The 26,133-nt window shown below is 54.8% G+C and carries 22 protein-coding genes; 5 read left to right on the forward strand and 17 right to left on the reverse strand.

Annotated features, from left to right (window positions below; translation table 11 throughout):
- Positions 1 to 84: 84 nt before the first annotated feature.
- From IV91_RS0109970 to IV91_RS0110010, 9 genes are all read right to left on the reverse strand, one after another.
- Positions 85 to 903 (reverse strand): XrtA system polysaccharide deacetylase, encoded by an 819-nt coding sequence (locus IV91_RS0109970; protein ID WP_031598010.1) that lies wholly within the window; start codon positions 901 to 903, stop codon positions 85 to 87.
- A 4-nt stretch (positions 904 to 907) separates the two neighbouring features.
- Complete coding sequence (wecB, locus tag IV91_RS0109975; RefSeq protein ID WP_035417713.1) at positions 908 to 2,068, reverse strand: non-hydrolyzing UDP-N-acetylglucosamine 2-epimerase; 1,161 nt, start codon at positions 2,066 to 2,068, stop codon at positions 908 to 910.
- Complete coding sequence (locus IV91_RS0109980; protein ID WP_082783212.1) at positions 2,058 to 3,104, reverse strand: XrtA/PEP-CTERM system-associated ATPase; 1,047 nt, start codon at positions 3,102 to 3,104, stop codon at positions 2,058 to 2,060. The genes wecB and IV91_RS0109980 overlap by 11 nt, the downstream gene beginning before the upstream one ends.
- Before the next feature lie 52 nt (positions 3,105 to 3,156).
- A complete protein-coding gene (locus IV91_RS0109985) occupies positions 3,157 to 4,755 on the reverse strand; it encodes a TIGR03016 family PEP-CTERM system-associated outer membrane protein (RefSeq protein ID WP_031598013.1) in 1,599 nt (532 codons plus the stop codon).
- Positions 4,739 to 5,680: an XrtA-associated tyrosine autokinase gene (locus IV91_RS0109990; protein WP_031598015.1), complete on the reverse strand. Its 942-nt coding sequence runs from the start codon at positions 5,678 to 5,680 to the stop codon at positions 4,739 to 4,741. The genes IV91_RS0109985 and IV91_RS0109990 overlap by 17 nt, the downstream gene beginning before the upstream one ends.
- Complete coding sequence (locus IV91_RS0109995; RefSeq protein ID WP_031598017.1) at positions 5,677 to 7,206, reverse strand: XrtA system polysaccharide chain length determinant; 1,530 nt, start codon at positions 7,204 to 7,206, stop codon at positions 5,677 to 5,679. Before IV91_RS0109995 ends, IV91_RS0109990 begins: the two co-directional genes overlap by 4 nt.
- Before the next feature lie 92 nt (positions 7,207 to 7,298).
- On the reverse strand, positions 7,299 to 7,931 hold the full coding sequence (locus tag IV91_RS15865; RefSeq protein WP_150112449.1) for an XrtA/PEP-CTERM system exopolysaccharide export protein: 633 nt from the start codon (positions 7,929 to 7,931) through the stop codon (positions 7,299 to 7,301).
- 54 nt (positions 7,932 to 7,985) lie between these two features.
- The gene (locus IV91_RS0110005) at positions 7,986 to 9,377 is read right to left on the reverse strand and encodes a TIGR03013 family XrtA/PEP-CTERM system glycosyltransferase (protein ID WP_031598023.1); all 1,392 of its coding nucleotides are present in this window, start codon (positions 9,375 to 9,377) and stop codon (positions 7,986 to 7,988) included.
- Positions 9,378 to 9,672: 295 nt separating this feature from the next.
- Positions 9,673 to 11,259, reverse strand: a complete 1,587-nt coding sequence (locus IV91_RS0110010) for an acyl-CoA ligase (AMP-forming), exosortase A system-associated (RefSeq protein WP_031598024.1) — start codon at positions 11,257 to 11,259, stop codon at positions 9,673 to 9,675.
- An 81-nt stretch (positions 11,260 to 11,340) separates the two neighbouring features.
- On the opposite strand from IV91_RS0110010, the gene IV91_RS0110015 reads away from it, so the two are divergent.
- Positions 11,341 to 12,141 (forward strand): S1 family peptidase, encoded by an 801-nt coding sequence (locus IV91_RS0110015; RefSeq protein ID WP_051862507.1) that lies wholly within the window; start codon positions 11,341 to 11,343, stop codon positions 12,139 to 12,141.
- A gap of 13 nt (positions 12,142 to 12,154) precedes the next feature.
- Positions 12,155 to 13,507, forward strand: coding sequence for a PEP-CTERM-box response regulator transcription factor (gene prsR, locus IV91_RS0110020; RefSeq protein WP_031598026.1), 1,353 nt, complete (start codon positions 12,155 to 12,157; stop codon positions 13,505 to 13,507).
- On the opposite strand, the gene prsK is transcribed toward prsR, so the two are convergent.
- The 4 genes from prsK to IV91_RS0110040 all read right to left on the reverse strand — a co-directional run bounded on the left by prsK (position 13,467) and on the right by IV91_RS0110040 (position 18,704).
- Positions 13,467 to 15,551: an XrtA/PEP-CTERM system histidine kinase PrsK gene (gene prsK / locus IV91_RS0110025; protein WP_031598027.1), complete on the reverse strand. Its 2,085-nt coding sequence runs from the start codon at positions 15,549 to 15,551 to the stop codon at positions 13,467 to 13,469. The genes prsR and prsK overlap by 41 nt on opposite strands.
- Positions 15,552 to 15,581: 30 nt before the next feature.
- A complete protein-coding gene (locus tag IV91_RS0110030) occupies positions 15,582 to 16,586 on the reverse strand; it encodes a GNAT family N-acetyltransferase (RefSeq protein WP_035417717.1) in 1,005 nt (334 codons plus the stop codon).
- Positions 16,583 to 17,833 carry a DegT/DnrJ/EryC1/StrS family aminotransferase gene (locus tag IV91_RS0110035; RefSeq protein WP_051862508.1) on the reverse strand — a complete coding sequence of 417 codons (1,251 nt, stop codon included), beginning with the start codon at positions 17,831 to 17,833 and terminating at the stop codon, positions 16,583 to 16,585. The genes IV91_RS0110030 and IV91_RS0110035 overlap by 4 nt, the downstream gene beginning before the upstream one ends.
- A gap of 166 nt (positions 17,834 to 17,999) precedes the next feature.
- Positions 18,000 to 18,704: a PEP-CTERM sorting domain-containing protein gene (locus tag IV91_RS0110040; protein WP_031598030.1), complete on the reverse strand. Its 705-nt coding sequence runs from the start codon at positions 18,702 to 18,704 to the stop codon at positions 18,000 to 18,002.
- A 420-nt stretch (positions 18,705 to 19,124) separates the two neighbouring features.
- Here IV91_RS0110040 and IV91_RS0110050 point away from each other — a divergent pair, with 420 nt between their 5' ends.
- Genes IV91_RS0110050 through IV91_RS0110060 form a run of 3 tightly spaced genes read left to right on the forward strand, consistent with a single transcriptional unit; the run spans position 19,125 to position 20,380 of the window.
- Positions 19,125 to 19,385, forward strand: a complete 261-nt coding sequence (locus IV91_RS0110050; protein ID WP_031598031.1) for an antitoxin — start codon at positions 19,125 to 19,127, stop codon at positions 19,383 to 19,385.
- The gene (locus IV91_RS0110055) at positions 19,382 to 19,780 is read left to right on the forward strand and encodes a type II toxin-antitoxin system VapC family toxin (RefSeq protein WP_031598032.1); all 399 of its coding nucleotides are present in this window, start codon (positions 19,382 to 19,384) and stop codon (positions 19,778 to 19,780) included. The genes IV91_RS0110050 and IV91_RS0110055 overlap by 4 nt, the downstream gene beginning before the upstream one ends.
- A gap of 24 nt (positions 19,781 to 19,804) precedes the next feature.
- The gene (locus tag IV91_RS0110060) at positions 19,805 to 20,380 is read left to right on the forward strand and encodes an anthranilate synthase component II (protein ID WP_031598033.1); all 576 of its coding nucleotides are present in this window, start codon (positions 19,805 to 19,807) and stop codon (positions 20,378 to 20,380) included.
- Here IV91_RS0110060 and rsmA read toward each other — a convergent pair.
- From rsmA to IV91_RS0110080, 4 genes are read right to left on the reverse strand one after another with little or no spacing between them, the layout of a single operon-like run.
- Entirely contained in the window at positions 20,346 to 21,146 is an 801-nt protein-coding gene (rsmA, locus tag IV91_RS0110065; RefSeq protein ID WP_051862509.1) for a 16S rRNA (adenine(1518)-N(6)/adenine(1519)-N(6))-dimethyltransferase RsmA, read from the reverse strand. The two genes, IV91_RS0110060 and rsmA, sit on opposite strands and share 35 nt — an antisense overlap.
- Positions 21,143 to 22,132, reverse strand: coding sequence for a 4-hydroxythreonine-4-phosphate dehydrogenase PdxA (gene pdxA, locus IV91_RS0110070; protein ID WP_031598035.1), 990 nt, complete (start codon positions 22,130 to 22,132; stop codon positions 21,143 to 21,145). Before pdxA ends, rsmA begins: the two co-directional genes overlap by 4 nt.
- Positions 22,122 to 23,531: a peptidylprolyl isomerase gene (locus tag IV91_RS0110075; protein ID WP_082783422.1), complete on the reverse strand. Its 1,410-nt coding sequence runs from the start codon at positions 23,529 to 23,531 to the stop codon at positions 22,122 to 22,124. The genes pdxA and IV91_RS0110075 overlap by 11 nt, the downstream gene beginning before the upstream one ends.
- Positions 23,528 to 26,098: an LPS-assembly protein LptD gene (locus tag IV91_RS0110080; protein ID WP_082783421.1), complete on the reverse strand. Its 2,571-nt coding sequence runs from the start codon at positions 26,096 to 26,098 to the stop codon at positions 23,528 to 23,530. Before IV91_RS0110080 ends, IV91_RS0110075 begins: the two co-directional genes overlap by 4 nt.
- Positions 26,099 to 26,133: the final 35 nt, after the last annotated feature.

Genomic DNA, 26,133 nt, shown 5'->3' on the forward strand with positions numbered 1-26,133 from the left:
TGGAAAAAGCCGCTGGAATTCCGGCAGCGAGTGCGGGAACGGCAGATCGTCACGTTGATGGATGTCCATTGTCATGGGTAAAAATCATAGCATCATCCGGCGTGGGAAACAACCGGATAGGCAAGAAATTTTCCCCTTCATCCGTGCCAGATTGACATAGTGACGAAAGCGGCTTTTGAGATTCACCCCGGCGGGACGGGGTTGATGGGGATCGATTTCCCAGGGATGGAAATAGAACATGCAGGATTCTCCCTCCACCCGGTTGATGCGTTGCAGCAGCCAACGGGACAGGGGATAGGGCATGAGGCGGAAATATCCCCCGCCCGCTGCCGGGAGGTGACGCCCCCCCAGTTTGGCGGTGGTGGGGGGGATTTCCAGAATGCCGGTATGACCCCGGGGATGGAAGCGGAAACGGGGGCAATCGGGCATGCCATAATGATCATGCTGGATCGGGTAGATGCTGGAACTGTAGTCGTACCCTTCCTCGTGCAGAATGTCCAGAGCCCACAGGTTACGGGCACCTATGGAGAAACTGGGGGCCCGATATCCGCGGATCCGTTGTCCGCCCAGGTCCTCCAGTAATTGCTTGCTGTGTCGTATGTCGGCGCGGAATTCCTGGGGAGATTGCTCATTGGCGCGGTAGTGATCGTAGCCATGGCTGGCCAGTTCATGTCCCCCTGCCAGGATCGAACGGACGAGGTCCGGATACCGCTCCGCAATCCAACCCAGGGTAAAGAAGGTGGCATGGGCCCCATGCTGATCCAGCAGGGATAGGATGGTTTCCATGTTCCGTTCGATGCGGCAGGGCAGGTGGGGCCAATCTTCGCGGCGAATGTAGGGCGCGAAGGCCGACACCTGAAAATAGTCTTCCACATCGATGGTCATGGCATTGAGGCGGGCCATGGGGCTAGATTCCCGGCGCAACGAAATGAGGATTGAAGACGGCGCGCAACTGCGCGACGATGCGCCGGGCTGCCTGTCCATCCCAAAAGTCCGGAATCCGTCCGGCTTTTCCATGACCATCCAGAATGTTCTGGACGGTGTTCAGGATGCGTGTGCGATCCTGACCCACGATGGTATTGCTGCCTTGATCCACCGTAATGGGACGCTCGGTATTTTCCCGCAAGGTCACACAGGGGATTCCCAGGGCAGTGGTTTCTTCCTGGATGCCCCCCGAATCCGTCAGAAAAAGTCGGGCATCCTTCATGAGTCCCAGCAGGGGCAAATAGCCCAGGGGAGGGAGGATCGCCAGGGTGGGAAGATTCAGGAAATCCGTCAATTGGAATTCGTGAATTTTTTGGCGGGTGCGCGGATGCAGGGGGAAGGCGAGGGGAATCTGGCGGGAGACTTCTTCCAGCGTTTCCAGAAGATTCCGCAGAATCGCCGGGTCATCCACGTTGGAGGGACGATGCAGGGTCAATACCCCAAAGGACTGAGGATCGCCCGAGAAAACCGCCGACAGTCCATTTCGGGAAAAGGTCGTGGCGGCAGGAATGGCGCGGGAAAGATTCTGATGCAGGGTATCGATCATTACATTGCCGACAAAATGGATTTTCTCTCCATCGATGCCTTCCCGTATCAGGTTGTCCTTGGCCTGAAGTTCGGTGGTGAAGAGAAAATCTGAAATCTGGTCGGTCAGGATCCGGTTGATCTCTTCGGGCATGGCCCGATCAAAACTGCGCAACCCCGCTTCCACATGGATGACGGGGATCTGTTTCTTGACGGCGACCAGGGCGCAGGCAATGGTGGAGTTCACATCTCCCACCACCAGAATGGCTGAAGGCTTCGAGGCATCCAGAATTGGCTCGAACCGTTCCATGATTCTGGCGGTTTGGACGGCGTGGGTTCCTGATCCCACTTCCAGATCGATATCCGGAGGCGGAATGCCCAGATCGGAAAAAAGTTGCTGGTACATGGCTTCATCGTAATGCTGTCCCGTGTGGACCAGTTGTGCGCGCAATCCCGAATGTTTGGCGCGCAGCGCGCTTAAAATCGGGGCGATTTTCATGAAATTGGGGCGTGCGCCCACAATACACAGAATCAGGGGGAGAGAGGTATCACTGGTCATGTTGGTCGATGATCTCATTGGAGGATGAGGCGCTGAACATGGACCTCATCAGGGTGGAAACATTTTTATTGATTGTGTTCGTCATCAGCATCAACGCATTCTGGGTGGCTTCCAGTCGGTCCAGACGGGATTCGAAGGCGGACAGAAAAGCCTGCGCCAGGGAATCGGGGATACCGCCGGCCAGTGGGGTCAGATGGGATTCGGGCAAAGGATCATGGGAATGGGTGACTTCCTGGCGCAGGTCCTGAATGACCTCATCCACATCTTCAACGCAGATCTGATGTTTTTCCTCGAGCATCCCGAACACCAGGATTCTGTCACACAACGTATTGATCTTTCTGGGTATTCCGCCGGTGAATTCGTGTATCAGGGAAAAGGCGTCGGGGGTGAAGGTGGGGTCATGGGCCCAGCCCGACAGATGCAGGCGATGTTCGATATATTCCCGGGTTTCTTCTTCCTTCAAGGGACCCAAATGGTAGGACGCGATGACCCGCTGGTTAAGTTGAACCATTTGCGGGCTTTGCAGGGTATTTCTGAATTCGGGTTGACCGATCAGGAAACTCTGCAGCAGGGATTGATTGTCCAGTTGGTAATTGGAGAGCATCCGCAACTCTTCCACGGCTTTGGGTGTGAGATTTTGGGCTTCATCGACGATGATCAGCACCCGTTTTTTTTGCCGAACCGACTGTCTGAAAAACATTTGCAGGTTGTTGAGCAGAACGGCTTTGGACAGGGATTCGTGGGGCAATCCGAAGCCGCCCGAAATCGTCCTCAAAATATCATCGGCATCCAGGTGCGTACTCACCAGATGGGTGCTGATGATGCTGTCCTGCCCGATGGTTTCAAAGAGTTTTCTGACCAGCAAGGTTTTACCCGCACCCACTTCGCCGGTGATGACGATAAACCCTTCTCCCAGAGACAAACCATAGTTGAGATAGGACATGGCGCGCTTATGCCCGCTGCTGGCGAAAAAGAAACCGGGATCGGGGCTCAGTTGAAAGGGCTTGGACGTCAGGTGATAAAACGAGGTGTACATGGCGTGGCGTTCCGGGATTCGTGATCGGGCGACAGAAAAAGGGGGAAGGGGGTCAAAAAATAAAATTCAACCCCGCAATCAAGGCGTTTTCCATGAAATTGTATCCTCCTACGACTCCTCCATTCATGTACTGATGGCGGTAGGTCAGAGAACTGGTTACCTTTTCGGTGAGTTTGTCCGAGACCCCTATCAGCAGCAGGTCGGTGGTTTCCTGTCCCGCCAGATTGGCCATGGACATACGGGAATAGGTGTCGGAAAAGGTGGCTGTCATGACGGGAGTCAACTGATTGGACCAGGTCAGGGTCGCTCCAGAAGTATAGAACGTGCCAAAGGCCAGATAATTCTGGAACTGCAGGAAGGGGTTATTGAGGGAAGAGGCACCGGGTTGCTGCAATGGAAGCGTCTGGCTATCAAATAAGGTGAACAATACTGTGTTTCGGGTCGTGGTCACGCCGACACTGGACTGGAAAGTTTTGCTCAGAAAAATCTCATTGGTGATGACATTCATGCCGAACAGGGAAGACTGGGGACCCAAAGCCGACAGGATTTGCTGGATGGTCTGTTGGCGCTGGGCCGGATCGGTGATCTGGGTGAGCAACAACTGATCCAGGGCGGTGGCAGGAGGCAGATATTGCTCCCCCATACTGGACATGACCGACTGATTGTACCCGGCTTGAATCATGACATGACGCATGCGGTGGCTCAGGTTCAGCAGATAAGTCCGGCCATAAAACCGTTCGCCCGCACTCATGTCCAGATGGGTGCGCTGGGAGGGGCTCCAGCCATAGCCCACATTCCAGAAAAGACCTTGGGGACGGGGGCCGAAATAGACAAAATTGTCGTTTTCATAGCCGACCTCCGAGGTGAGTTTGAAGCGCGGGGTGATCAGATACCCCAGGTCCGCCGTCAGCAGGGAAATCGTGGAGTTGGGGTATCCCGTAAAGACGGTCTGATTATTGTTGTAATCCAGTTTCCACAAAAAATTGGTGAATTCGGCGCCATTGGTGACATACATGTCGGCAATGTTGGAACTGCCGGAAAAGTCATACCCCGGAGTGAGTCCTACTTGATAGGGACTGAAGCCCCCCGCTCCCCCATAAACCGCTGGTCCTGCCGCACTGAAATTCATGAGGCTACGGGTCAGCTTGGCTTGGGCAATGAATTCCTCATCGAAGTTGTGCACCAGGGTGGGGCTGATGGTCTCGGTGGTGACATTGGCCACGTTCCCGGTCAGATTGGCCCCGTTGGCGCTCACGGGCCCAAAGAGCGACAGGGGTTGTTGACTGATGGTGGAAGAAGCATCGATAAAGAAGGTTTTCTTGATCAGTTCCAGGTCACCCGTGGCGTTCAACTGGTTGTAATAGGTATGTTCCCAGCCATAATTGTTGTAGATCATGTCCAGCAGGGAGTAATCGATGTTCAATTTCAATTGACTGCCGTTGTCCTTGATATTGATGCCGGGGGTCAACTGGGTGATGAACCCGGGGGTGGCTTCGTTGCTGGGGGCCAGAGTCAAGTTGTCCGTGTAGGTTTCCGAGGTGCTGAAACGGGGGGTGATGGTCAGGGTGTCTGCATGCGCAGCGCCTGACTTGATGGCCGTCAGGAGGAGCAGGAAACCGGCGCGACGGACTGGACTACGCCTGCTGACCATAACCGTATCCATAGCCGTAGCCATAACCATAGGCCCCAAGGGAAAGATGCTGGGATGCGCGGTTGATGATCAAGCCCACATAGCCACAATGTTGCACCAGAGTCAACGCAGATTTGAGCGTCGGTTGGGTGGTGGAGGCGGCATCCACCACCATGACCACCTGGCCCATGTGGGTGGATAACACACTGGATTCCGTGGTGACCAGCAACGGGGGGGAATCAAACAGAATCAGCCGGTCGGGGTAGCGTCCTGCCAGATCGTCCAGCAGGTGGGCCATGGCTTCACTGGCCAGCAGTTCGGTGGCGTTGCGGGTGGGTTTTCCGGCGGGAAGCAGGGTGAGATTGGCAATGGAGGTCTTGATCAGGACTTTCGAAAGCGACAGTTCAGGATTCTGAATCAGGTCGAGCAGGCCCAACTCCGCCTCTATGCCCAATAACTTCAGTTGACTGGGTTTGGAGACATCTGCATTCACCAGCAATACGGTACGGTCCATTTCCATGGCAATGCTGATGGCCAGGTTGAGGGCGCAGAAGGATTTTCCATCGCCGGGCAAGGCGCTGGTGACCATGATCAGATTGCTGTTCTTTAATTTCTTCTCGCCACTGAAGGCATTATTGAGGAGCGGACGCTTGATCATGCGAAATTCCTCTGCCGTCAACGAATATTCCCCCGCTGCAGTGACAATATTCAGTTGACGCAGGTGTTCCAGGTCAATTTTTGAAAACAGGGTGGCGCTGGTTTCCGCTGTTTTTTGTTCTGCAGAAATTTCGGGAAACGGATTTCCGGAAGGAAGTAGCGGCGGTTGCGCCTCATCCGTCGAGACGGAGGACGGTTCCTGGAGCAGTTCGGGGACCTTCGTCTCCGGGGAAGAAATGACCGTGGCCCGTTGTCCCAGTTTGCTGGCGGCTTTTTCGATGATACTCATTGCGCAGCACTCATCAGATATTTGGTCATGATTCCCGCGTAAATCACAAATAATCCGCCCAGACTAATCCCCTGAAAAATCCTGCTCCGGTGTTTCAGGGTTCGGGACTGAGCGTTTTCAATCAGGGTGATGATCCCCAGCAAGGGGAAATTCGTGATGGCTTCGATACTCTTTTTGGAGCGCACCAGGGGTTTCAACTGACCGATCAGGAAGGCCAGGGCCAAGCCACAAACCAATGCACCCAGCAGGATAATGGACGCCAGCAGAGGGCGGTTTGGAAAGGAAGGAGTCAAGGGAACGCGCGGGGGATCGATGACCTTGAAATCCACGATGTCCGTCTTGTTCTGCATTTCCCCTGATAATTTTGCAGATTCTCCCCGCGACAGCAGGGTTTCATAGTTCTTCTTGTAGATATCGTAGTTCCGGGTCAGTTGGGCGTATTCGGATTCCACTTCCGGGATCCGGTTGGCCTGACCGCGCAACTGTGCGTACTGGCTGTGGTAGGCATCCAGCTTGCCCTTCAGCGCTTCGGCCTGCGCCGTGGCTTCCACCAGGGAAACATTCAATTGCTGATACAGCGTGCTCGGTCCGGAACCGGACAGAGGTTTGCGGGATTTGGATTCTTTTTTCTTCGAGGCTTCCAGTTCATTGATCAGGTTTTTGGTGGCAACGATATCGGGGTATTGGTCGGTATATTTCAGTCTGAGCGTATCGAGATTCTTTTTGAGACTCTCGATGCGCGCATCGATTTCCGGCGTATTGGAAGAAGAGATGGCATCGGTGAGCAAGGTGGGATCCTCTCCAGACAGTTGGCGTTTGTAGGAGTCGCGCCGATTTTCTGCTTCGTGGAGTTCCATTTCGGTTTGACGCATCTGATCCTGCATGTCCGAAATTTTTGAAAAATAATCCTGTCCCATTTCTCCAGGCATCAATCCCGCATTCTTGATTTTGAAATTCTTCAGGTCATTTTCGGCGGTTTCAAGTTTGATTTCGTAGTCCTTGAGCTGCTCTTCAATGAATTTTTGGGAAGAGGTGATGTCCTTCCGGTTGTTGCCCAGCCCATTTTCCACGAAAATGGTGAGCAAGGCCTGAACCACCTTGCGGGCCAGGGTCGGATTCCGGTTTTCGTAGGCTATGGTGTACAAATCACCATAGCCCGTACTTTTCAGGGTGAGGTTCTTGTTTAAATCGGCAATGACCCTCTCCATTTGTGCTGGGGTCTTGGCGAGCAGGTCCATATCCGTCATGCGTGCCACTTTTTCCAGATTGGGGCGACTGATCAGGGTATTTGCCATGATCGTCACCTGCTCATTGATATTGGGTTGAACGGTGATCCCTGAGAGCAGGGGGCGCAGGAGCGACTGACTGTCCACATACACACGGGCCGCAGCCTGGTAGCGGTCTGGTATGTTGAGCATGCCAATCCAGCCGATACAGGCCACACACCAGGCCGTCAGAATGACGTGCCAGGGTCGGCTCCGAATATCGGAGAAGTAACCGGAAAGTTGATCGAGCAGATCGTGCATGTTCATTGGCCTCGTAAAGAGGTATTCATGATGAGAAAGGGTTGGGGTGAATGCACGGGTAGAGTGTTTTTTGGGTTATCCCATCTGATTCATTAAAAGAAACTTTCCGGGATGATGAGCACATCCCCCGGCAGCATGGGAACGTTGGCACTGATGTCTCCATCGCGCATCAGGTTCTGGAGCTTGACGCGGTATTGTTCCTGTTTGCCGTTGACCGTGCGCAGAATGGTGGCACGATTGCCCGCGGCGAAATCCGTGATCCCCCCCACGGCAATCATGACATCCATGAGCGTCATGTGTTCGTTGTACTGGAGGGTCTGGGGCTTGGTGGCCTGGCCGATCACGCGAATCTGCTGGTTATAGGGTCCCACGAATTTTTCCACGATAACCGTAACCACGGGACTTTGAATATACTTGGCCAGCGTCACTTCCAGGTCACGGGCCAGATGGGTCGGAGTTTTTCCGGCGGCCTGCATGTCTTCAGCCAGCGGGGTGGAAATTTTTCCATCGGGGCGAACCGGGATGGCTTGAGACAGTTCGGTGTTATGCCATACCATGATCTTGACCGTATCCCCGGGACCGATGATGTAATGATAATGGTCCGGTTCGGTGATGTTGGTGGGGGCGGGGGGGCGAGTGGTGGAGCAGGCAACCACAAACAGACCACAGAGCGCCAGTCCTGGGATTTTGAAAGAACCGAAAAATTGACGCAGTCTTTGGTTTATGTTCACAGCAATTTTCCCCTAAAATAAATCTGTATCTTCAAGTGGATCGACGAACTAGCGAGCGCCTTTACCCCATAAAACCGTTTGAACCGTCTTCATGAGAATCATGATGTCAAGAAAAATGCTGTGGTTCTTGACATAATACAGGTCATACTGGAGTTTTTCCAGCGTATCCTGTTTGGAAGACCCATAAGGATAGCAAACCTGTGCCCAACCGGTGATTCCGGGTTTCAGGTTATGCCGGTGCTGGTAGAGAGGGAATTCCCCATTGAATTCCTGCACGAAGGAGGGGCGTTCCGGACGTGGTCCCACGAAACTCATGTCGCCACGCAACACGTTGAATATCTGAGGAAGTTCGTCGATACGGAATTTTCTCATGATGGCCCCGAAGTGGGTAATCCGGGTATCATTGACCGAAGCCCAAACGGCCTGCCCTGTTTTTTCGGCATCCTTGCGCATGCTTCTGAACTTGTAGATCGTGAAGGGATGCCCGAACAGGCCCACCCGTTCCTGGGTGTAAATGATGGAACCTCTGCCCTCCAGAGCCACGAGCAGTGCCGCGATCAGCATGAGTGGCAAGGTGAGGACCAGAAGGATCAATGAAATAAAGATATCGAACATTCTTTTGACGATCAGACCATGCTGAAAACCATCTGAATACAGCAACCAACTGGTGTTCACCGAATCCAGTTGCAATGCACCCACTTCCCTTTCAAAAAAGGCCGAGATTTCGGTGACCTTGATGCCTTTCAAGCGACAGCGAAACAACTCGTCCATGGGTAAATTGCCCCGCCGGTCGCGTACGGCCACCACAATTTCCTTGGCTTGATATTTTTCGGCCAAAGCGATCAGGTCTTCGGACAGGGGAATGATTCTCTGGATTGCGACATGGTGATGGGCAATATTTCCATAGGGAAGATACCCGATGATGTTGATCCGGTGGGCCAGTTGTCGATCGTTTTCATGATACAGATGCTCGATCTTGGCAGCCCGGGCGCTGGTCCCCAGGACCAGGATGTTTTTGCGCATCTTTTTCAGTCCCATCCAGTAAAGCGCAACGATCCGTTGAGTGGTAATGATGGTGGCGGACAGGACGAGGGAGACGGCCAGAACCCAGTGGTCGATGAACAGGTTGGGGAAGGCATAAAACAGGAACAGCATGACCACGATGCCGATGGAGATGGCCAGCAGAATGCGTTTGAGGAGGCCAAACAACCCCCCTTCCCACACCCAGGACTCGTAAAGACCCCCCGCCGTCATGCTGGACACCATGACGGCGGCGAAGATAAAGCCGCGTGCCATCAGGCCTTCCGTGTCGTGAACATGGAAATAATGAGTTCCAACCAAATGAGGCGCGACATACACCGCACAGAAAAAGAAACAGGCATCTCCAAGGATCTGAAGGAGGGCGGAACTCGAAATGTAATGCCTGAAAAATCGGATCATGGTTTGTGAGATGACTTTAATTCTTGGTAAGTCTGGAATTTAGTAATAACCTGCAAGCCACTGGACCAGAAAACTTCCAAATGGGTCGCCGATTTTGGAGTGAAACCCAAGGACCGTCTGTTCAGTATCGTACAGACGCTGTAACAAATTTAGTCCTTAGCCTTGACGAAACAAACAATGGTCGGATTCTAGCGCGGTTCAATAAATCCCGATATCACCGGAACAGGTGATCCATGTACCGATCCGAGAATGAGGTTCCATCATCAACCCTCTTTATGACGCCCTGATGACCGGATTAGAGGGCAGGGTGGTTCAGGTAAAGGGCGATGACCCGTTTCCGGTCTATTTTTCCATTGTTGTTTCTGGGCATGGGGCTTTCCGGGCAACAGGCAATGCGCTGGGGCACCATGAACGCAGGGAGGGTCCGTTGACAGGCCCGCAGAATTTCTGCATCGTTCAAAGGGGCCTCTGCACCCTTCGGAGGGGTTGCCACCAAAGCAATGCTTTGTCCCAGGACAGGGTCAGGCAGACCCACGGCAATGACCTCGTCCACCAGTCCGGTGGCATAAACCACTTCCTCGATTTCTGTGGGGCTGACCCGGTAACCGGAAGTTTTGATCATTTCGTCGCGCCGGCCCACGAAATACAGAAAACCGTCTTCATCCCGTTTGACGGTATCCCCGGACCAGACTGCAATCTCCGTCAGCATAAGTTGGGCGGGCAGGGAAGGCGCGGGTTTGAATCGTTCTGCGGTTTTTTCCAGATCATTCCAGTACCCCAGAGCAACCAAAGGACCGCGGTGTACCAGTTCTCCTGGCTCATGGGCGACGCACGGGGTCCCGTCTTCACGGACCACCAGGATTTCCGCGTAGGGAATCGCCTTGCCGATGGAGCCGGGACGGCGATCCACTTCTTCCGGGGGTAAATAAGTCGAACGAAACGCCTCAGTCAAACCGTACATGAGGTAAGGACGAGCCCCTGGAAGTTTGGAGCGCAAGAGTTCCAGAGTGCGCTCGGGCATGGCACCCCCCGAGTTGGTGTAATAGCGCAGGGAACAGGAGGGAGGATCGGGCCAGGTGAGAGAGGACAGCTGGATCCAGAGCGGCGGGACGGCTGCCAGACCGGTAATGGATTCCCGCCGAATTTCCTTGATGATATCCAGAGGGAGCAGATGGTTCAACAGAACGGCACAGGCACCGCTCAGGAAAGCGGTTGTGATTTGATTCAAACCGTAATCGAAACTGAGGGGCAACACACTCAGCAGGCGGTCTTCCTGGGTGAGATTCAGGTATTGGGCCACGCTCTTGGCCCCTGTAACCAGATTGAGGTGTGACAGCACCACCCCCTTGGGTTTGCCTGTGCTTCCCGAGGTATACAGGATGGCGGCCATGTCTGTCGGAATGGTTCGATGGAGAGGCATGGCAGGGGGGGGTGGGCTGATCTTCCATGGATGGCAGGGTGTGTGGGTTATGGCCGGTGGCTGGAAGGGGTCCACTAAAATCGTTGCAGACAGGGCCGGGCACTGGGCCAGAACTTCCCCCAGGGCTTCCAGTCTGGGGGACGAAGTGATGAGAAATCGTACCTGGCAATCGTTGAGGATATGGGCAATCTGATCGGGTTTCAGAATGGGGTTGATGGGCACGAAAACTGCGCCGGCATGGCTGATGGAAAAAAAGGAACTGATGGTTTCCGGACGCTTTTCCAGATAGACTGCCACTCGATCCAGTCGTTGCAGGCCCAGTTGGAGCAGACGGGCCGTGATTTGGTAAACTTCCCCCGCCAGTTCTTCATAATTCAGACGAGTTTCCCGATGGACCAAAGCCTCACGCCGGGGGGCACGATGGGCAGTTTCGAAGAGAAGATCATGAAAAAATTCGGGCATATTTTTGAGTTTGTGGGTTATGATCACCAGCACACTGGAAGAAAAATTATACCTCCCCTGTTTACTCTGAAGGGAATAATCGTGATTTTTGAACAAAAAAACCGGATTCCGTACCTGCTGATCTTTGGTCTGTTAGGTTGGGTAGGGTTGGCGGGGTCTTGGGACAAGGTGTGGGCCTCCGGTTTTTCGGATATCGTGGCTCAGGTCAAGCCCTCCATCGTGGCGGTGGGGACAACGGACCCGATGCCGGGAACTCCCCCGACTTTTCTGGGTACGGGGTTTGTGGTGGGGGACGGCAATTATGTGGTGACCGCCGCCCATGTGACTTCCCTCCCGCTGGACTATGAAACAAAACAGACCTTGGCGGTGTATTCGGGAAGTGCCCGCCATCTTCGGACCACAGTGGCGGAAATCAGTGCAAGCGATCCCGTCCATGATCTGGTGTTGTTGCATGCTGCGGGGTTGAATCTCAAGCCCCTGCATATGGGAGATTCCACCCGCCTTCGAGAGGGAGATGCCTTAGCGTTTACGGGGTTTCCCTTGGGGTATGTGCTGGGATTTTACCCGGTGACGCACCGGGCTACTCTCTCGGCATTGACGCCCATTGTGATGCCCATGGCCCATTCCACCGATTTGACCGGGCGCGCCATCCGGCAGATGCCCACCCCCTATCTGGTTTTTCAACTGGATGCCACGGCCTATCCGGGTAACAGTGGCAGTCCCTTGTATGAGGCGCAAACCGGGCAGGTGATCGGTTTGCTCAATCTGGTGATGGTGAAAAGCACCAAGGAATCCTTGATCTCTGATCCCTCGGGGATTGCCTATGCCATTCCGGGTGAATATATCGTGCAATTATTGAGGTCTGCGGGAATCAACCCCTGATGAGGAGTGTGGTTTGGAAACGCTGTTACTGGTGGAGGATGATGTTGGGCTTCAGAAACAGTTGCGCTGGCAACTGGAGGGATTTTCCCTGCAAATGGCCGGGTGTCGGTCCGATGCCATCGCCTGTTTGCGGCGTTTTGAGCCGAAGGTGGTATTGCTGGATCTAGGGCTTCCTCCCGATGCGGAGGGTGTGAGTGAGGGGCTGAAAACACTGGAAGAATTGTTGGCCTTGATGCCCATGACCAAAGTCATCGTATTGACGGGAAATACGGACCGGGAAAATGCGGTTCGGGCCGTGGCGTTGGGCGCCTATGATTTCTGTCAAAAACCCTTTGAGCCCCAGGTGCTGGCACTGATTCTGGAGCGTGCCTTTGCCTTGCATCGTCTGGAAGCGGAAAATTCTTCCCTGAAAACCTTGCAGACCTCCACTCCGCTGCAGGGGATAGTGACCCACGATCCAGTGATGCAGCAATTGTGCAAAACCGTCAAACGGGTCGCCACTTCGGAAGTCACGGTTTTGGTTAACGGGGAAAGCGGAACCGGCAAGGAACTCTTTGCCCGCGCCACCCATCATTTGAGTCCACGATCAGAACAACGTCTGGTGGCCATCAATTGCGCCGCCATCCCTGAAAATTTGCTGGAAAGCGAACTGTTCGGATACGAAAAAGGGGCATTTACCGGCGCCTCCAAACAAACGATCGGGCGTATCGAATATGCTCAGGGAGGCACCCTTTTTCTGGATGAAATTGGGGATCTTCCCCTGTCTCTGCAGGCAAAATTGCTTCGCTTTCTCCAGGAACGGGTGATCGAGCGGCTTGGGGGAAGAGCCGAGATTCCGGTTAACGTGCGGGTGGTCTGCGCCACTCATCAAAATCTTGCCGAATTGATCAAACAGGGACGTTTTCGTGAGGATCTGTATTACCGGCTGAGTGAAATTGTGCTCAAGGTGCCGCCCCTCAGGATGCGCCCGGGGGACATTGCGCTGCTGGCCAATGTGTTTCTCGAAAAATATGCAGCCAGTCAGGGACGATCTCTGCGCGGGTTCAAGCCCGAAGCGATGGCAACCTTGACGCATTACGCCTGGCCCGGCAACGTGCGGGAACTGGAAAACGTGATCAAACGGGTCAGCGTCATGGCCGAAGGACCCTATGTCGGGACTCCGGATCTGGGCCTGGACGTGACGGAAGAAGGCGGTGCGGAAACCCCTGCTCCGTTGAATTTACGGCAGGTTCGGGAAGAGGCCGAGCGTAAGGCCATTCTTGATGCCATGGCGCAAACTGAGGGAAATATCCTTCAAGCTGCCGCACTGCTGGGCGTTTCCCGTCCTACGCTGTATGGTTTGATGCATCAGTACAAGATTCGTTGAGCATCGTCGGTAAGGGAAAAGTCAGTCGAAAGAGGGTTCCCTGCCCCACAATGCTGGAGACGGTCACACTCCCCCCCAGTTCTTCCATGTAGGTACGACATTCATAGGCACCGATGCCCATGCCGGAGGTTTTGGTGGAATCAAAAGGACGAAACAATCGTTCCTTGATGAAGTCTTCCGCCATCCCTTTACCGCTGTCCCGAATTTCGAGAATGGCCTCCGTTGCACTGGAATCCAGCAGAATTTCCACATGACCCTCGTAGGGTGTGGCTTCGCAGGCATTTTGAATGATGTGTCCGATGACTCGCTCCAGACGCTCCGGGTCCGCACTGATCCGGGCGTTTTTTCGTACGGTCAGGGAAGGCACGGGTTTGAATTTGGATTTGCTGAGCAGGGCTGCACGTACCCGTTGATGAAGATCGAGGGAATGATGTTCCTGACCGGTAGAGGCTCCTCTCAGGCGCAGCAATAACTGGTTCATTTTGGTGACGGAATTGTCGATGGTGAAGAGCACGTCTTCCTGAAATTCGGGATTGTGTTTGTGTTTCTCTGCATTTTCCAGAAGCAGGCTCAACTGGGCGATCAAATTTTTCAGATCGTGCACGATGAAGGCCGACATTCGATGAAACGATTCGAACTGGCGGGCCACCAACAAGGCTTCGCTGGCCCGTTGCTGGGCCAGGCTGTTGGCCAGTTGGTGACCCGCTGCCTTGAGCAGGTCGCTCACTTCCCAGTTGAATTCGATCTTGCTCAAGGGCTGGGCCAGCAGGATGAAGCCGATCAGTTGGTTGTAGAGCATGAGGGGGACGATCAACCAGGCATTCTCTATGTTTGAGAGCCAGTCAGGAATCACCAAATCCGGATAGGGCGGCGTCTTTGGCTGATACTCGTCCAGATTGATGACCCAGCGGGAACGGGACAGAAACTGGATCAGGGAAGAATCCGGCGGCAAGGGGCGGGGTGCCATCTCTATTCCCAGGGCGGCCACGCATTCATAATTCTTTCCCAGTTCGCTCTCCATCCACAAGGCTCCTTTCTGGCATTCCACCAAGGTTCCCAGCGCAACGATGGCCGCCTCGTAAATTTTTCCCGGCGAATCTGAACTGAGCAGCGTACGGGTGAACTTCATCCATTCTTCACGATAGTCATACTGATAACTGAAAAAATGTTTATTGATCCATACCTTGAACTTTGAGCGAATCTTCCCTGAAAATAAGACGGTCAACAAAAGCAGGGATGCCGCTGCCAGGAAAGTAAACTGCAACACCGGCCCCCAGTCCCCGCCTACGGAGCGCAGGTAGTACCCGGCCGCTGCCATGAACAGCAAATACAGACCGGAACCCAATAAACTGACGGAATGGAACACCAGATGCCGGGAAACATGAAGTTGCTTGGCCCATTCCCGATTACGCAGTATGGAAATCAGGACCAGGGGGGCTGTCAAGGCGTTGATGAAACCCCGGGCGATCCACAGCGTGCCTCTGACATGGGAAAACAGTAGGCCTTCTGCATAGAGCAAAAAGTCATAGACAAATAATGTCCCCAAAGCCAGGCACATGAATTTGACGCCCCAACGGGCATGGACGGGGGTGTTTCTGAAATATTGCTCCACCAGCACCATGCCGAAGATGGACAGCGCAACATGCAGTACCAGATCGGACTTGGGCATTGTGTGGAGTGCATTGGCCCCGCTCCATTGATCATAGAGGAGTGTGATCAGAGCCATGGCCAGCAGGATCTGGAGCAGGCGGCGGAGGGAGCCGAGCAGCGCAGGGGTGGGGCTGCCAGGGGTCATCATGGCCTTCAGAAGAAAGGCCATCCAGAAATAATCCCGAAGAAATTCCGCCAGGTCGGTCGGCAAAGGAAGCGTGTAGCGCAGGGGGAAAAGCACGAGCATCAGTGCCCAGCCACTGTTGGCCAGGCAGGCCAGAGCCAGGGCTGTACGGATGGAATTGGCGTTTTTACGGCTGAGCAGGTACAGCCCCAGCAGCGCAAAAACCGTCAGGGCGCTGAGTTGGCTGGCAAGATCGATGGAGGAGATCAAGGGATTGAAGGACGGTTAGAGGGTGAAAGATCAGGCTTTTCCCAACAGTCCGGGAAGAAACCCCCAACGGTACCCGTTGACATGGTAGAGGGTGCGGATTTCATCGGTCCAGCGGGTGTGCCACTCCAGAACCTTGCCATAAAATTCTATCCGGCTGAGGGTGTTCTCTTCAAAGAGGTGTTGGAAGGATTCCTGATGCATCAGAAAGGCGGGCGAGGTTCCGTGACTGGCCTGCTCGTTATAGGCCGTCTTGAGGATGATGAGGGAGGATTCATCTGCGATGCAGAGATCCATGGCCGTGACCACATCATCAAACCAGTAGCGATAAACCCTTCCCTTACCCTGGGCGCAAAAATTTTCGAGAATCCGGGTATAAAACTGTCCCTGCGGGTTTTCCCTGTGAATGGCCGTACCCTGATCATTTTTCCACCCCGTACTCTCAAGTTGTCCAAAATCCCTCACCGCCTGATCCATGTCCTGCGCTTGGGTCAGGATTTCCAGGCGGGGGGTCAATCCCAGTTTGGTCAACGAATTGCGTTGTTTTTTCATGTTGGCGCGCAGGTTCTTGCCCCGTGCCTGCCAGTAGGCATCAAAGGTGCCTTGCAAGGTGATGCGTGCCGTCTGGATATAGTCCAGGGTTTTGAGGGTACGAGAGGTGGAGGGGCGGGGAAAAATGTCCGGGTCTTGCTGGGTGATTCCCACCACCACAGGAAAACCGGGGAGTGATTGAAGCAAGGAGGGGAACACGGCTTGCCAGGGGAGTGAAGGATGACATACCCAGAATCCCAGCGGGCATTGGGAGGGTTGAAAGGTTTCCCAGCCCCGCACGCCTGTGGGGCGCAGCAGCGCCATGGCGCTGGGGGTGGAGCCGCCGAGAATGGCCAACTGTTCCTTTCCGGTGCCAAACAGTTGCAGCGCCGGAGCAAGAAAGGCGGGATCCAGCAAGGCGGAATTTTTTCCTTCCTGGTTCAGGTGTTGCCAAGCGTTCTGGAACTCGCCGAAACGGGAAGCGGGGTAGAGGGTCCAGGAATTCATGGGGCGTGTTGATCCGGGTGTGAGGGAAGGGAACCGGAGCCGGTGAGGACGGCAGACAAGACCTGAATCATCCAGTTCAGTTCATGTTTTTGCAGGCTTTGGTGGCAAGGGAATTGAAAAATGCGGCGCGAATAATCTTCACTGATAGGGCAGGTGCCCTTTTCCATTTTATCCCATAAAAATTCACCAAAGCGTATGATCGGGACCCCGGCAAACTTGAGTTTTCCAAATACGGCCAGGGGCTGATCCATGACCAGGGGAAAGACATGGGGGACGATCCCTTCGGGAAGATGAGGGAACAAGGGATGACAGCCGGGAAGATTGACACTGGCTTCCAGAAGAGTTTGATAATTTTCCCGTCTTTTTTCGACGATGAAGGAAAGGGAAGATTTTTCAGTGACCCAGCGTGCCCAGAGAGAACCGGAAAGGGTGGTGCGTTTGGGATCGAAGCCCGAATGAAAGGGGGCGGGAACGAAATCTTCCGGAGTCGGAGCGTCTCCAGATTTGTGGGGCGGAGCGAGGGAAGGCGGTTCTGACCTGAGGCGTTGGACCAGCCAGTCCTTGAGGTGAAAAATATTTTTGAACAAGGCGTTGAAGGATCCAAGTCGTCCGTAGGTGCTGGCATATTCCAACGTATTGACCACCGCCTTCAATTCTTCGGACAAACTGGGCGCACGGGTTTTAATGGTGTTCAGAGGATGACGGAAAGAAACCAGACAGCCCCCTTCGTTGAGCGGAAAAAATTTCCAGGTGCTGCCGATGGCATAGTCGCCTTGGGTCCCCACCGGGCATCCCTCCGTTTCGCCAAAGAAAGCATGGGCGCAATCTTCGATGAGGATTAGATCGTGGGCATCGCACCAGGCGCGAACAGCCTGCAGGGGTTGCAGGAAACCAAAGAAATGGGGCACCAGGACGACGCGGGTGGCGGGGGTGCGACGCTGTGCCATATCCTCCAGATCCACGGTGGTATCGGCGCGAATCCGGTAGAAAATCGGAATGCCGCCTTCGGCAAGAATGGGTTCGATCATGGCACCGCAATGGTAGGCGGGGACGAGAACTTCCTTACGACCGGACAGACCGATATGGCGCAGGGCTAGGGCAATGGCCAGACTTCCCCGGTTCACCGGGCGCTGGTACGGGGCATCCCGCAAACTGGGCGGAGACGGGCTTCCTTTCGAAGACCCGGCCAAAGCGAGCAGATCGAAGACGGGTTGCTTGGGGATATGCTCTGGCGGTGTGAAGGTCATTCGGTCTGGATGGGAACTATGGTCGTATGCCCTGGGAACGGATGGCGGCATAGTCCAGATCAGAAGTTGCCGTCATTCAATGGTTTGATTGTACCAGTTTTGAAGAGGGGCCAGAAACTCTGGCCCCGGGACTTGTTATTTTTTGGGTGGACTGGAGAAGGCGTAATCAGGCAATGGAGTCTTGCAAGCCGGAAGATACCCGTCCTGTGAGCTTGAATTTGCGTGCGCATAATCCCAGACCCAAGGCACCAATACCTACAAGGAGGAGGCTGCCGGGTTCGGGAACGTTGATGGTGGCCGGCGGGGCTGAGAAGGCACCGGTATATCCCAAAGTTCCCGCATTGTCGATAAATGTCAGGCCAAGGGAAGAAGATGTGGGTGAAATGTTATTACCGGTGTCCACCATTGTCCCAAGAAAGATGACAGACATCGAAGATACGTTGCCAGAAGAATTTCTGTTGAGGACACTCTCTGAACTGGCGGAGAAGTAGAATGCATCTCCGTTGGTGGCAGTGATCCCAAGAAGGTTGGATATCGCGGTGCTATTATTCCCGATAGTAAGAGGATAAGTGCCATTAGGCACACTGTTTCCTATATATCCTAGAGTTCCTCCGAATCCAGGTGTCAGAATACCATCAAAATAATTTGGGTTGCCAAATGTTGTGGTATTCACTTGGGATACTTGTATCGGGTTCTCTAATACAACAGAAGTTGCCGTGTCGATGCCGCCACCATTGGGGGAAAATGATGCGACTCCATAGCCATTGAAGGAAAAAGAACCGTTGAGCGGGATCGGATTGGCCAGCGCAGAAAGAGGCGCGACGGAGAGGGCGCACAAGGCCAGAGTGGCAAGTCGTTTCTTTTGGGTCATGATGAATCCTCAAGAAAATTGGGGTTGAAAAGCATTTACGGCTAACTTGCCGAAATAATAAGCAATATCTATGCCAATAGTTTTAATGCATTGGTATAAAACAGATTGTACTTTATCCCCATCTATAGATATCGTTGATGTGTAAAAAAACCTGACATCTTTTCTGTAATATAAAAAAAAGTGAAACTATTTGAACATCAGTTTTATTTTCAAATTAAAATCAATCATAAAATGAAAATATTTGAAAGTCCCTGATTTTTTCTCAGTTAACGAATTAATTTGCGTGCAATTGGCTGCCCGTTGCCTGGGCCGTAAAACCTCAGGGACGGGTATGCGGGTATCTCCTGGTATATGCTTTGATATATTCTTTCGTAGGGTATATAATATTTGTCATTCATCGGCGTAATCAAGGGAATATCCATGAGCCAAGTAGCCAAACTGTTCCTCAACGGTCGAAGCCAGGCGGTACGCTTGCCCGTTGCCTATCGGTTCGATACCAAGGAAGTTTTCATCCGTCAAGATGCTGAAACCGGCGATGTGATCTTGTCGCGCAAGCCCATGGACTGGGACGGTTTTTTCTCTGCGCTCCAGGGTGTGGACGGGCCCGTTGATTTTCTCGATGCGGAGGAGCGCGACCAGGGGACGCAAAATCGTGATCCCTTCGAGGGATGGCGCGAATGAAACGATATATGCTCGATACCAACACGGTGAGTCATCTGCTCAAAGCCCATCCGACCGTTGCTCGTCGCATGGTGGAGGTGCCAATGGCTTCCCTGTCCATCTCGGCCATCACTGAGGGAGAACTTCTTTTGGGCCTGGCGAAGCGACCGGAGGCAAAGCGGCTCCATACCGCTGTGCGGGAATTTTTACGGCGTGTCGATGTGCTGCCCTGGGACAATGCCATTTCGGAGCGTTACGGAACGGTACGGGCCGATATGGAGGAGCAAGGCAATATACTCGCGCCGCTTGATCTGCTGATCGCCGCGCATGCACTCAGTAAGGGCGCGATATTGGTGACCAATGACCAGGCTTTCGGTCAGGTGGCCAACCTCCTTCTCGAAGATTGGACAAATTGATAACCATCAAAATGGTATGAAAATATGTTGCTGATGATCGACAATTATGATTCTTTTACCTATAACCTGGTCCAGTATTTCGGGGTCCTGGGTCAACAGGTGGAAGTATTTCGCAACGACCAGATCACCCTGACCGAAATCGAGCGCCTGGCCCCGGACTATCTGGTTGTTTCTCCGGGTCCTTGCAGTCCCCGGGAAGCCGGGATCTCTGTGCCGGTGATCCAGCATTTTGCGGGCAGGATTCCCCTGTTGGGCGTCTGTCTGGGGCATCAGGCCATGGGATTTGCCTTTGGTGGCGAGGTGGTGCGGGCCAAGACCCTCATGCATGGCAAGGTGTCCCCTGTGTTTCATGAAGGGCAGGGTCTGTTTCGTTCTCTTCCCAATCCCTTTCAGGCCACCCGATACCATTCTCTGGCGGTGCGTCGGGACACGTTGCCTGACTGTTTTGAAATCACGGCCTGGACGGAAGATGGAGAAATCATGGGCATGCGTCACCGCGAATTTGCCATGGAGGGGGTGCAATACCATCCCGAATCCATTCTCACCGAGTTTGGTTACGACATGCTCAGGAATTTTCTGGAAAATCCCGGGGGGCGTTGAACACCTTCGAGAGTTGGCAGAACTCTTCCAGGCTGAGGGTTTCGGCACGGCGTTGGGGATCGATGCCCAGCGCGTCCCAGGCATCTGCCGGGAGGGTTCCTTTCAAGGTGCTGCGCAGCATCTTGCGGCGTTGCGAAAACGCCTGAGCAACGACCCGGGACAGGGCGACGGGGTTACACTCGGGACGTTCGTGGGGCAACTTGGGAATGAGCCGCACCATGGCAGAGTCCACCTTGGGGGGCGGCGTAAAAGCCTGGGGCGGGACCTCGAGTAGGGCTTCCATATGGAAGTGATACTGCAGCATGACCGAGAGACGTCCGTAATCCGAAGTGTCAGGCGCGGCCACGAGACGATCCACCACCTCCTTCTGGAGCATGAACAGGGCATCTTTCAGGGCGGCGGCATGGGGTATCAGATGAAAGAGGAGCGGAGTGGAAATGTTGTAGGGCAGGTTACCCAGCAGTCGCCAGGCGTTGCCGAACTGGGCAAAATCCACCGTCAGGACGTCCTGGGGAACCACGGTCAAGCGATCCTGGGCCGGGTGACGGCGCCAGCGTTCCACCAGATCCCGATCCAGTTCGATGAGCGTCAGAGTCATCCCCCGTTCCAGCAGCGGGAGGGTCAGCGCTCCCAGGCCCGGGCCGATCTCGATGATTTTATCCGTGGGTGCGGGAGCCAGAAGGCGCAAGATGCCTTCGATGATCCCTTCATCCGTCAGAAAATGTTGACCAAACCGTTTGCGGGCGCGGTGCGTGGAGGGGTTCATGGGGTACCCTGAGCCAGGGATCGGGCCAGGGCCAGGGCGGCCTGAAGGCTGCCTGGGTCCAGATTTCCCGTGCCCGCCCGGTCCAGAGCAGTGCCGTGATCCACAGAGGTGCGCAGGATAGGTAATCCCAATGTGATATTCACTCCGGATCCGAAGCTGGCCCGTTTGAGAACGGGAAGCCCCTGATCATGGTACATGACCAGGACGGCATCGCTGCCTTCCAGGCGCTCCGGAAGGAACAGGGTATCGGCGGGAAAAGGACCCTGGGCATCAATGCCTGCGGCTTGGGCGCGCGCGATGGCGGGGCTGATGACGGTGATTTCCTCCTGTCCCAGATGACCGTTTTCTCCTGCATGGGGGTTTAGTCCGGCCACCAGAATACGGGGAGAAGGGCAGCCAAAACGAAACTTCAACTCGTGGTGGAGAAGGGTGAGGGTTTTATCCAAAACTTCCTGGGTGATGGCCGAGGGAACCTGACTGAGCGGGAGATGGGTGGTGGCCAGGGCCACCCGCAGTCCTCCCCCCACCAGCATCATGACCACATGGGACACTCCGAGTCGGGCGGCCAGATATTCCGTATGTCCGGTGAAGGGAATTCCCGCTTCGACGATGACGCTTTTTTGCAGGGGAGCAGTGACCAGTGCAGCCAGGTGTCCCGCCTGACAGGCATCCGTCAGGCTGTCCAGGGCATTCAGAACTGCGCGGCTGTTGCGCGGCTCCAGGTGTCCCGCACGGGCGGGTACCACCAGGGGGTGATGCCAGAGCAGCGGGCGCCGGGGGTGGGGAAGGGTTCCCTCCCAAGGGTCGACCTCGAGAAAGGGGTAGGGCAGGCCCAGCAGGCGGGCGCGGGCGCGCATCAGGGTGGCATCGGCTGCGATGACCAGAGGGGCGTCAGGGAACTGGTGCGCCAGTTGCAGGCAGAGGTCCGGACCGATGCCTGCCGGTTCCCCTGCGGAAATTCCTATGGGAAGAGGATCAGTGGTCATCGAGGCGAATGTCTACAAAGGCTTGATCGCGCAGTTGGCGGACCCATTCTTCGTAGGCTTCATCGGCTTTTCGGGCACGTAGTCCCTGGCGTGCAGCCATTTTTTTGCCGTCCTCCGAATCGCTGGCCTGACGTACCTCGATCAACTGAACGAGGTGCCATCCCATGGGAGTTTCAAAGGGTTGACTGACCTCTCCGGGTTTGAGGGTCTTGATGACTTTTTCAAACTGCGGCAGGGTGGAGCCCTCCGAGATCCAGCCAAGGTCTCCCCCGCGATTGCGACTTTCATCTTCCGAATTGAGAGTCGCCAACTTGGCAAAGTCTTCACCCCCCTGAATCCGTCCGGAGAGCCCCACGATCTTGGCCTGAGCATCCTTGGGATTGGTTTCCGGGGTGATTCTGACCAAAATCTGGCGGACGTGATACTGATTGACGTTGGCAATGGCATTGGGCGTTCGCCGATTGATCACCTGAATGATGTGAAACCCGTTGGGGCTGCGTAAAATTTCACTGTGTTCGCCCGGTTTCAGCTTGCTGGCGGCTTCCACGAAGAGAGAGGGCAGACGGGTACTGGGACGCCAGCCCAGGTCGCCGCCGGTCAAGGCATCGGGAGATTCGGAATAGGCCGCTGCGGCCTGGGAGAAAGGCATCCCCTTATCCAGTTGGTTCATGGCTTCCTGAATCTTTTTCTGCCGTTCCTTGATGACGGAAGGTGGGGAATTTTCGGGGACGGTGACTAAAATATGCGCGAGATCATACTCATCCGGGGTTGAATTCCCCTGGTTTTTTTCCTTTGCCAATTCTTCATTGACCTCGTTGTCGGACACGAAGATGCGATTTTCCACTTCCCGTTCGCGGACTTGGGAAAGAATGATTTCATTGCGAATCTCTTCACGAAATTTGGTCCAGGTCAAGCCTTCCTTTTCCACCTCTTCCTTGAAGCCGGAAAGGGTCAGTTTATTCTGTTCGGCCAGACGGGCCATGGCTTGATCCAGTTGGGTATCGTCGACCTTGATGCCCGCATCGTAGGCATACTGGAGTTGGACTTCATCCATGATCATTTTTTCCAGGATCTGGTGGACCAGAATGGCCTGGTCCGGTAGTTGGACCCCCTGGCGACGCAGTTGGGAGGTAATCATGGCCGTGCGTTCATCCAGTTCCGACTGGGTGATGATGTGGGTATTGACGACAGCCACGATTCGATCCACCACCGGATGATGGGTCTCCTCGTCGGTGGGGGTGTCGGAAACATCCGGTTTGTCCGCAGGCGGGGGCGTCAGGGGGGCGGCTGCCGGGGTTGCTGTGACAGGTGTCGCTGCAGAGGCCGGCACGGAGGTCTCTGCAAGGACAAGGCGACAGGAGAGCAACAACATCAATAGGGCACAAAGGCGATACATCATTGGGGGGATATCTCGTTGGTTTTGGTGTAGCCGGGAATATTGTAGCGCAGGGTATCCAAAGGATTAGGACCTAGCCCCAAGGGGCCCAACTCGAGCTGGACATAAAAAGCGGTATCTGTTTGAATGGGACTGACGGGAAAGCGCGAGGAAATCACCCGTAAGGCCCAGCATCCCGCATTATACTCGACCCCCGTCAGGGCTTCCAGTACCTGGTTATCCAGGGAGGAGTAAGCCAGGCGTCCGAGGAAAGACAGGCGACTGGTAATCGGCCACTGTCCTGAAATATCCCATTGTTTCACCGAGGTCAGATCATTGATGGGAATCGGACCCGTTATGCCGGGAATGTAGGTGGTGGTTTGCCCCAGATAGTTGATGACCGTGGTGGGCATTCCCTGCAAAGGGGTGTCGATACGGTAGCCAAGGTTGAAAACCTTGCCCGCCGCCGGGGTGTATGCAATGGTGGTGGCCATTTGTTGGGTCCGGTGCGACTGGGCCCCAAAGTTGAAGTAACTGTCAAAATTCCAGCGTTCCGTAATGGCCGCCGTGAATGCGGCGATGATGTCCGAAGCGCTGGAAACCGGAGGGAGTTCGCCGGGAAGCAGGACCTGGTTCTGGGTGAAATAGAAACGTTCGCCCAGCAGGGCACGCACCATTTCTCCGCCGGTGGCCGGATTGAGCAGGCGGCTCGTCACGGCGGCGGTGAGCTGGTTGGCATTGTTGATACGGTCGATTCCGTCAAACTGGTTTTCCGTAAAAATGGTGGAGGCATTGAAATCGGACAACCCGGTGTCGAAAATAGGGAGGTTATTCTGGTTCCGATAGGGAATGTACACATAATACAGACGAGGTTCGAGGGTCTGCTGATAATCTTTTCCGCCGAAATTGAAATTGCGATCCAGATACAGACCGGAATCCAGACTGGTGATGGGCAAGGTCCGGTTGTACACGCTTTGGGGAGAAGTATTGAATTGTCCCAGGTTGTATTGAGTGAAATCCATGCCGGTCTTGAAGGTCACAAAGGCTTCATTGTTGCGCCAGGGAATCGTGACGGTGGGATTGACATGCAAACGGCTGCCGCTGACGATGGACTGATAGTTGCCGTTGTAGGTAATGCCATTGACCACGGTGGTTCCCGCCAAAGTGTTCGGTCCGGGGCTGACAAAATTGGTGTACTGGGAGGCCATGTCCAGATTCAGTCCATGCCAGTCGTTCAGGAATCCGTGGGCAGACACTTGGGGGTCGATGCGGTATTGGGCCACCCCGCCCAGCAGAGGCTGGTAGTTGAGGGAATTGACGTCAAACTGCCAATGCTGGATACCGGAATAGCCCAGGTCCAGACTGCGTGGCAGATAGACCAGTCCCTGCGGACCGATCAGGGTGTTGAGGTCGTTCATGTAATTGGGATCCGAGGCGCTCTGGACATTGGCGTTGAAGGTCAGTCCCGGGGCCAGTACCTGATTATGGGTCCAGGAGGCAAACCAGCGGTCCGTGCCCAACTGACTGTCGTGGGGCAGATATTCGGCACTCAGGATGCCTGACATCGAGGGGTCGAGATAACGCACTTCGTTGCCCAACTGGAGTCCGCGGGTACTCATGAAGCGGGGTGTGACGGTATCGTCGACATTGGGCGCCAGGTTGAGATAATAGGGAACGGCAATATCCTGACCGGTGGTGCTGGAGGAACCGATGACCGGAGACAGCAAACCCGAGCGCCGCTGATTGTCGAGGGGAAAAGTCAAATCCGGGGAGTACAGGAGGGGTTCCCCTTTGAAATTCAGGGTGGCATCGTGGGCATCGCCCTCCTGCAAGGTATGGTCGAGGTCCAGTCTTGGGGTGCGAATGAACCAGTCGGGGGTGCTGGCCTTGCAGGTGCTGAACGTCGTATTCAGCAAGGATTCCTTGTCTCCCGCCGTCAGGTCCATTTCCTTGCCCGTGCCCTGCATGAACCAAAGCGGGGGACGTTGGATGGGGCTGCCGGGCAGGGGGATGACATAACTGGCAGGTGGAGGTCTCCAAAGCAGGGTGCCGGGATCGCGGTAGGAGAAATGAGGGCTGTCCATAACCCCGATCTGCCCCCCTAATTGATAAAAGCCATGGGGACTTTCCAGGAGGAGCGTGTCATTCCGGATCATACGGACGTTTCCCGTGGCTTCCACGGTGTCCGTGGGTTGATCATAGTGCAAATGGTCGGCTTCGATGACTATACCCTGGCGCCGCAATTCAGCATGCCCCTGGGCATCCATGAATTGGTCTTTCTGCCCGGAGAGTTTGTCCGCACGCAGAAACGAGGCCGGATTTTGATCGCCCAGCGCAGGATTTGTGGCATTATCCTCCAGAATGGGGGCGGTCTTGAGTTTGATGACCGGAACCGAAGGGTCCGGCTCGCCGTTTTTCTGGGGAGAGGATCCCTGGTTTTTCGAGGAACCTGCGGTGCCGGAAGGCTTTCTGTCATTGACATCGGAGTCGGCGGGGGAAGGCGTGTTTCCTGCGTCATCCAACACTGAAGACGCCAGACCTGTCAGGGGAAGCCAAAGCAGGGCCATGGCGAGTAACAGGGCAGGGATCATGCGGAAAGAGAGTGACGTGCAGACGAAGCGGACAT

Source organism: Ferrovum myxofaciens (assembly GCF_000735045.1).
Classification (GTDB): Bacteria; Pseudomonadota; Gammaproteobacteria; order Burkholderiales; family Ferrovaceae; genus Ferrovum; species Ferrovum myxofaciens.

What these genes read in the sequence shown, in the direction of transcription:
- IV91_RS0109970 (WP_031598010.1), bottom strand. Translation starts at nt 903, where the DNA reads ATGGCCCGCCTCAATGCCATGACCATCGATGTGGAAGACTATTTTCAG.
- wecB (WP_035417713.1), bottom strand. Translation starts at nt 2,068, where the DNA reads ATGACCAGTGATACCTCTCTCCCCCTGATTCTGTGTATTGTGGGCGCA.
- IV91_RS0109980 (WP_082783212.1), bottom strand. Translation starts at nt 3,104, where the DNA reads ATGTACACCTCGTTTTATCACCTGACGTCCAAGCCCTTTCAACTGAGC.
- IV91_RS0109985 (WP_031598013.1), bottom strand. Translation starts at nt 4,755, where the DNA reads ATGGTCAGCAGGCGTAGTCCAGTCCGTCGCGCCGGTTTCCTGCTCCTC.
- IV91_RS0109990 (WP_031598015.1), bottom strand. Translation starts at nt 5,680, where the DNA reads ATGAGTATCATCGAAAAAGCCGCCAGCAAACTGGGACAACGGGCCACG.
- IV91_RS0109995 (WP_031598017.1), bottom strand. Translation starts at nt 7,206, where the DNA reads ATGCACGATCTGCTCGATCAACTTTCCGGTTACTTCTCCGATATTCGG.
- IV91_RS0110005 (WP_031598023.1), bottom strand. Translation starts at nt 9,377, where the DNA reads ATGATCCGATTTTTCAGGCATTACATTTCGAGTTCCGCCCTCCTTCAG.
- IV91_RS0110010 (WP_031598024.1), bottom strand. Translation starts at nt 11,259, where the DNA reads ATGCCCGAATTTTTTCATGATCTTCTCTTCGAAACTGCCCATCGTGCC.
- IV91_RS0110030 (WP_035417717.1), bottom strand. Translation starts at nt 16,586, where the DNA reads ATGAATTCCTGGACCCTCTACCCCGCTTCCCGTTTCGGCGAGTTCCAG.
- IV91_RS0110035 (WP_051862508.1), bottom strand. Translation starts at nt 17,833, where the DNA reads ATGACCTTCACACCGCCAGAGCATATCCCCAAGCAACCCGTCTTCGAT.
- IV91_RS0110040 (WP_031598030.1), bottom strand. Translation starts at nt 18,704, where the DNA reads ATGACCCAAAAGAAACGACTTGCCACTCTGGCCTTGTGCGCCCTCTCC.
- IV91_RS0110050 (WP_031598031.1), top strand. Translation starts at nt 19,125, where the DNA reads ATGAGCCAAGTAGCCAAACTGTTCCTCAACGGTCGAAGCCAGGCGGTA.
- IV91_RS0110055 (WP_031598032.1), top strand. Translation starts at nt 19,382, where the DNA reads ATGAAACGATATATGCTCGATACCAACACGGTGAGTCATCTGCTCAAA.
- IV91_RS0110060 (WP_031598033.1), top strand. Translation starts at nt 19,805, where the DNA reads ATGTTGCTGATGATCGACAATTATGATTCTTTTACCTATAACCTGGTC.
- rsmA (WP_051862509.1), bottom strand. Translation starts at nt 21,146, where the DNA reads ATGAACCCCTCCACGCACCGCGCCCGCAAACGGTTTGGTCAACATTTT.
- pdxA (WP_031598035.1), bottom strand. Translation starts at nt 22,132, where the DNA reads ATGACCACTGATCCTCTTCCCATAGGAATTTCCGCAGGGGAACCGGCA.
- IV91_RS0110075 (WP_082783422.1), bottom strand. Translation starts at nt 23,531, where the DNA reads ATGATGTATCGCCTTTGTGCCCTATTGATGTTGTTGCTCTCCTGTCGC.
- IV91_RS0110080 (WP_082783421.1), bottom strand. Translation starts at nt 26,098, where the DNA reads ATGATCCCTGCCCTGTTACTCGCCATGGCCCTGCTTTGGCTTCCCCTG.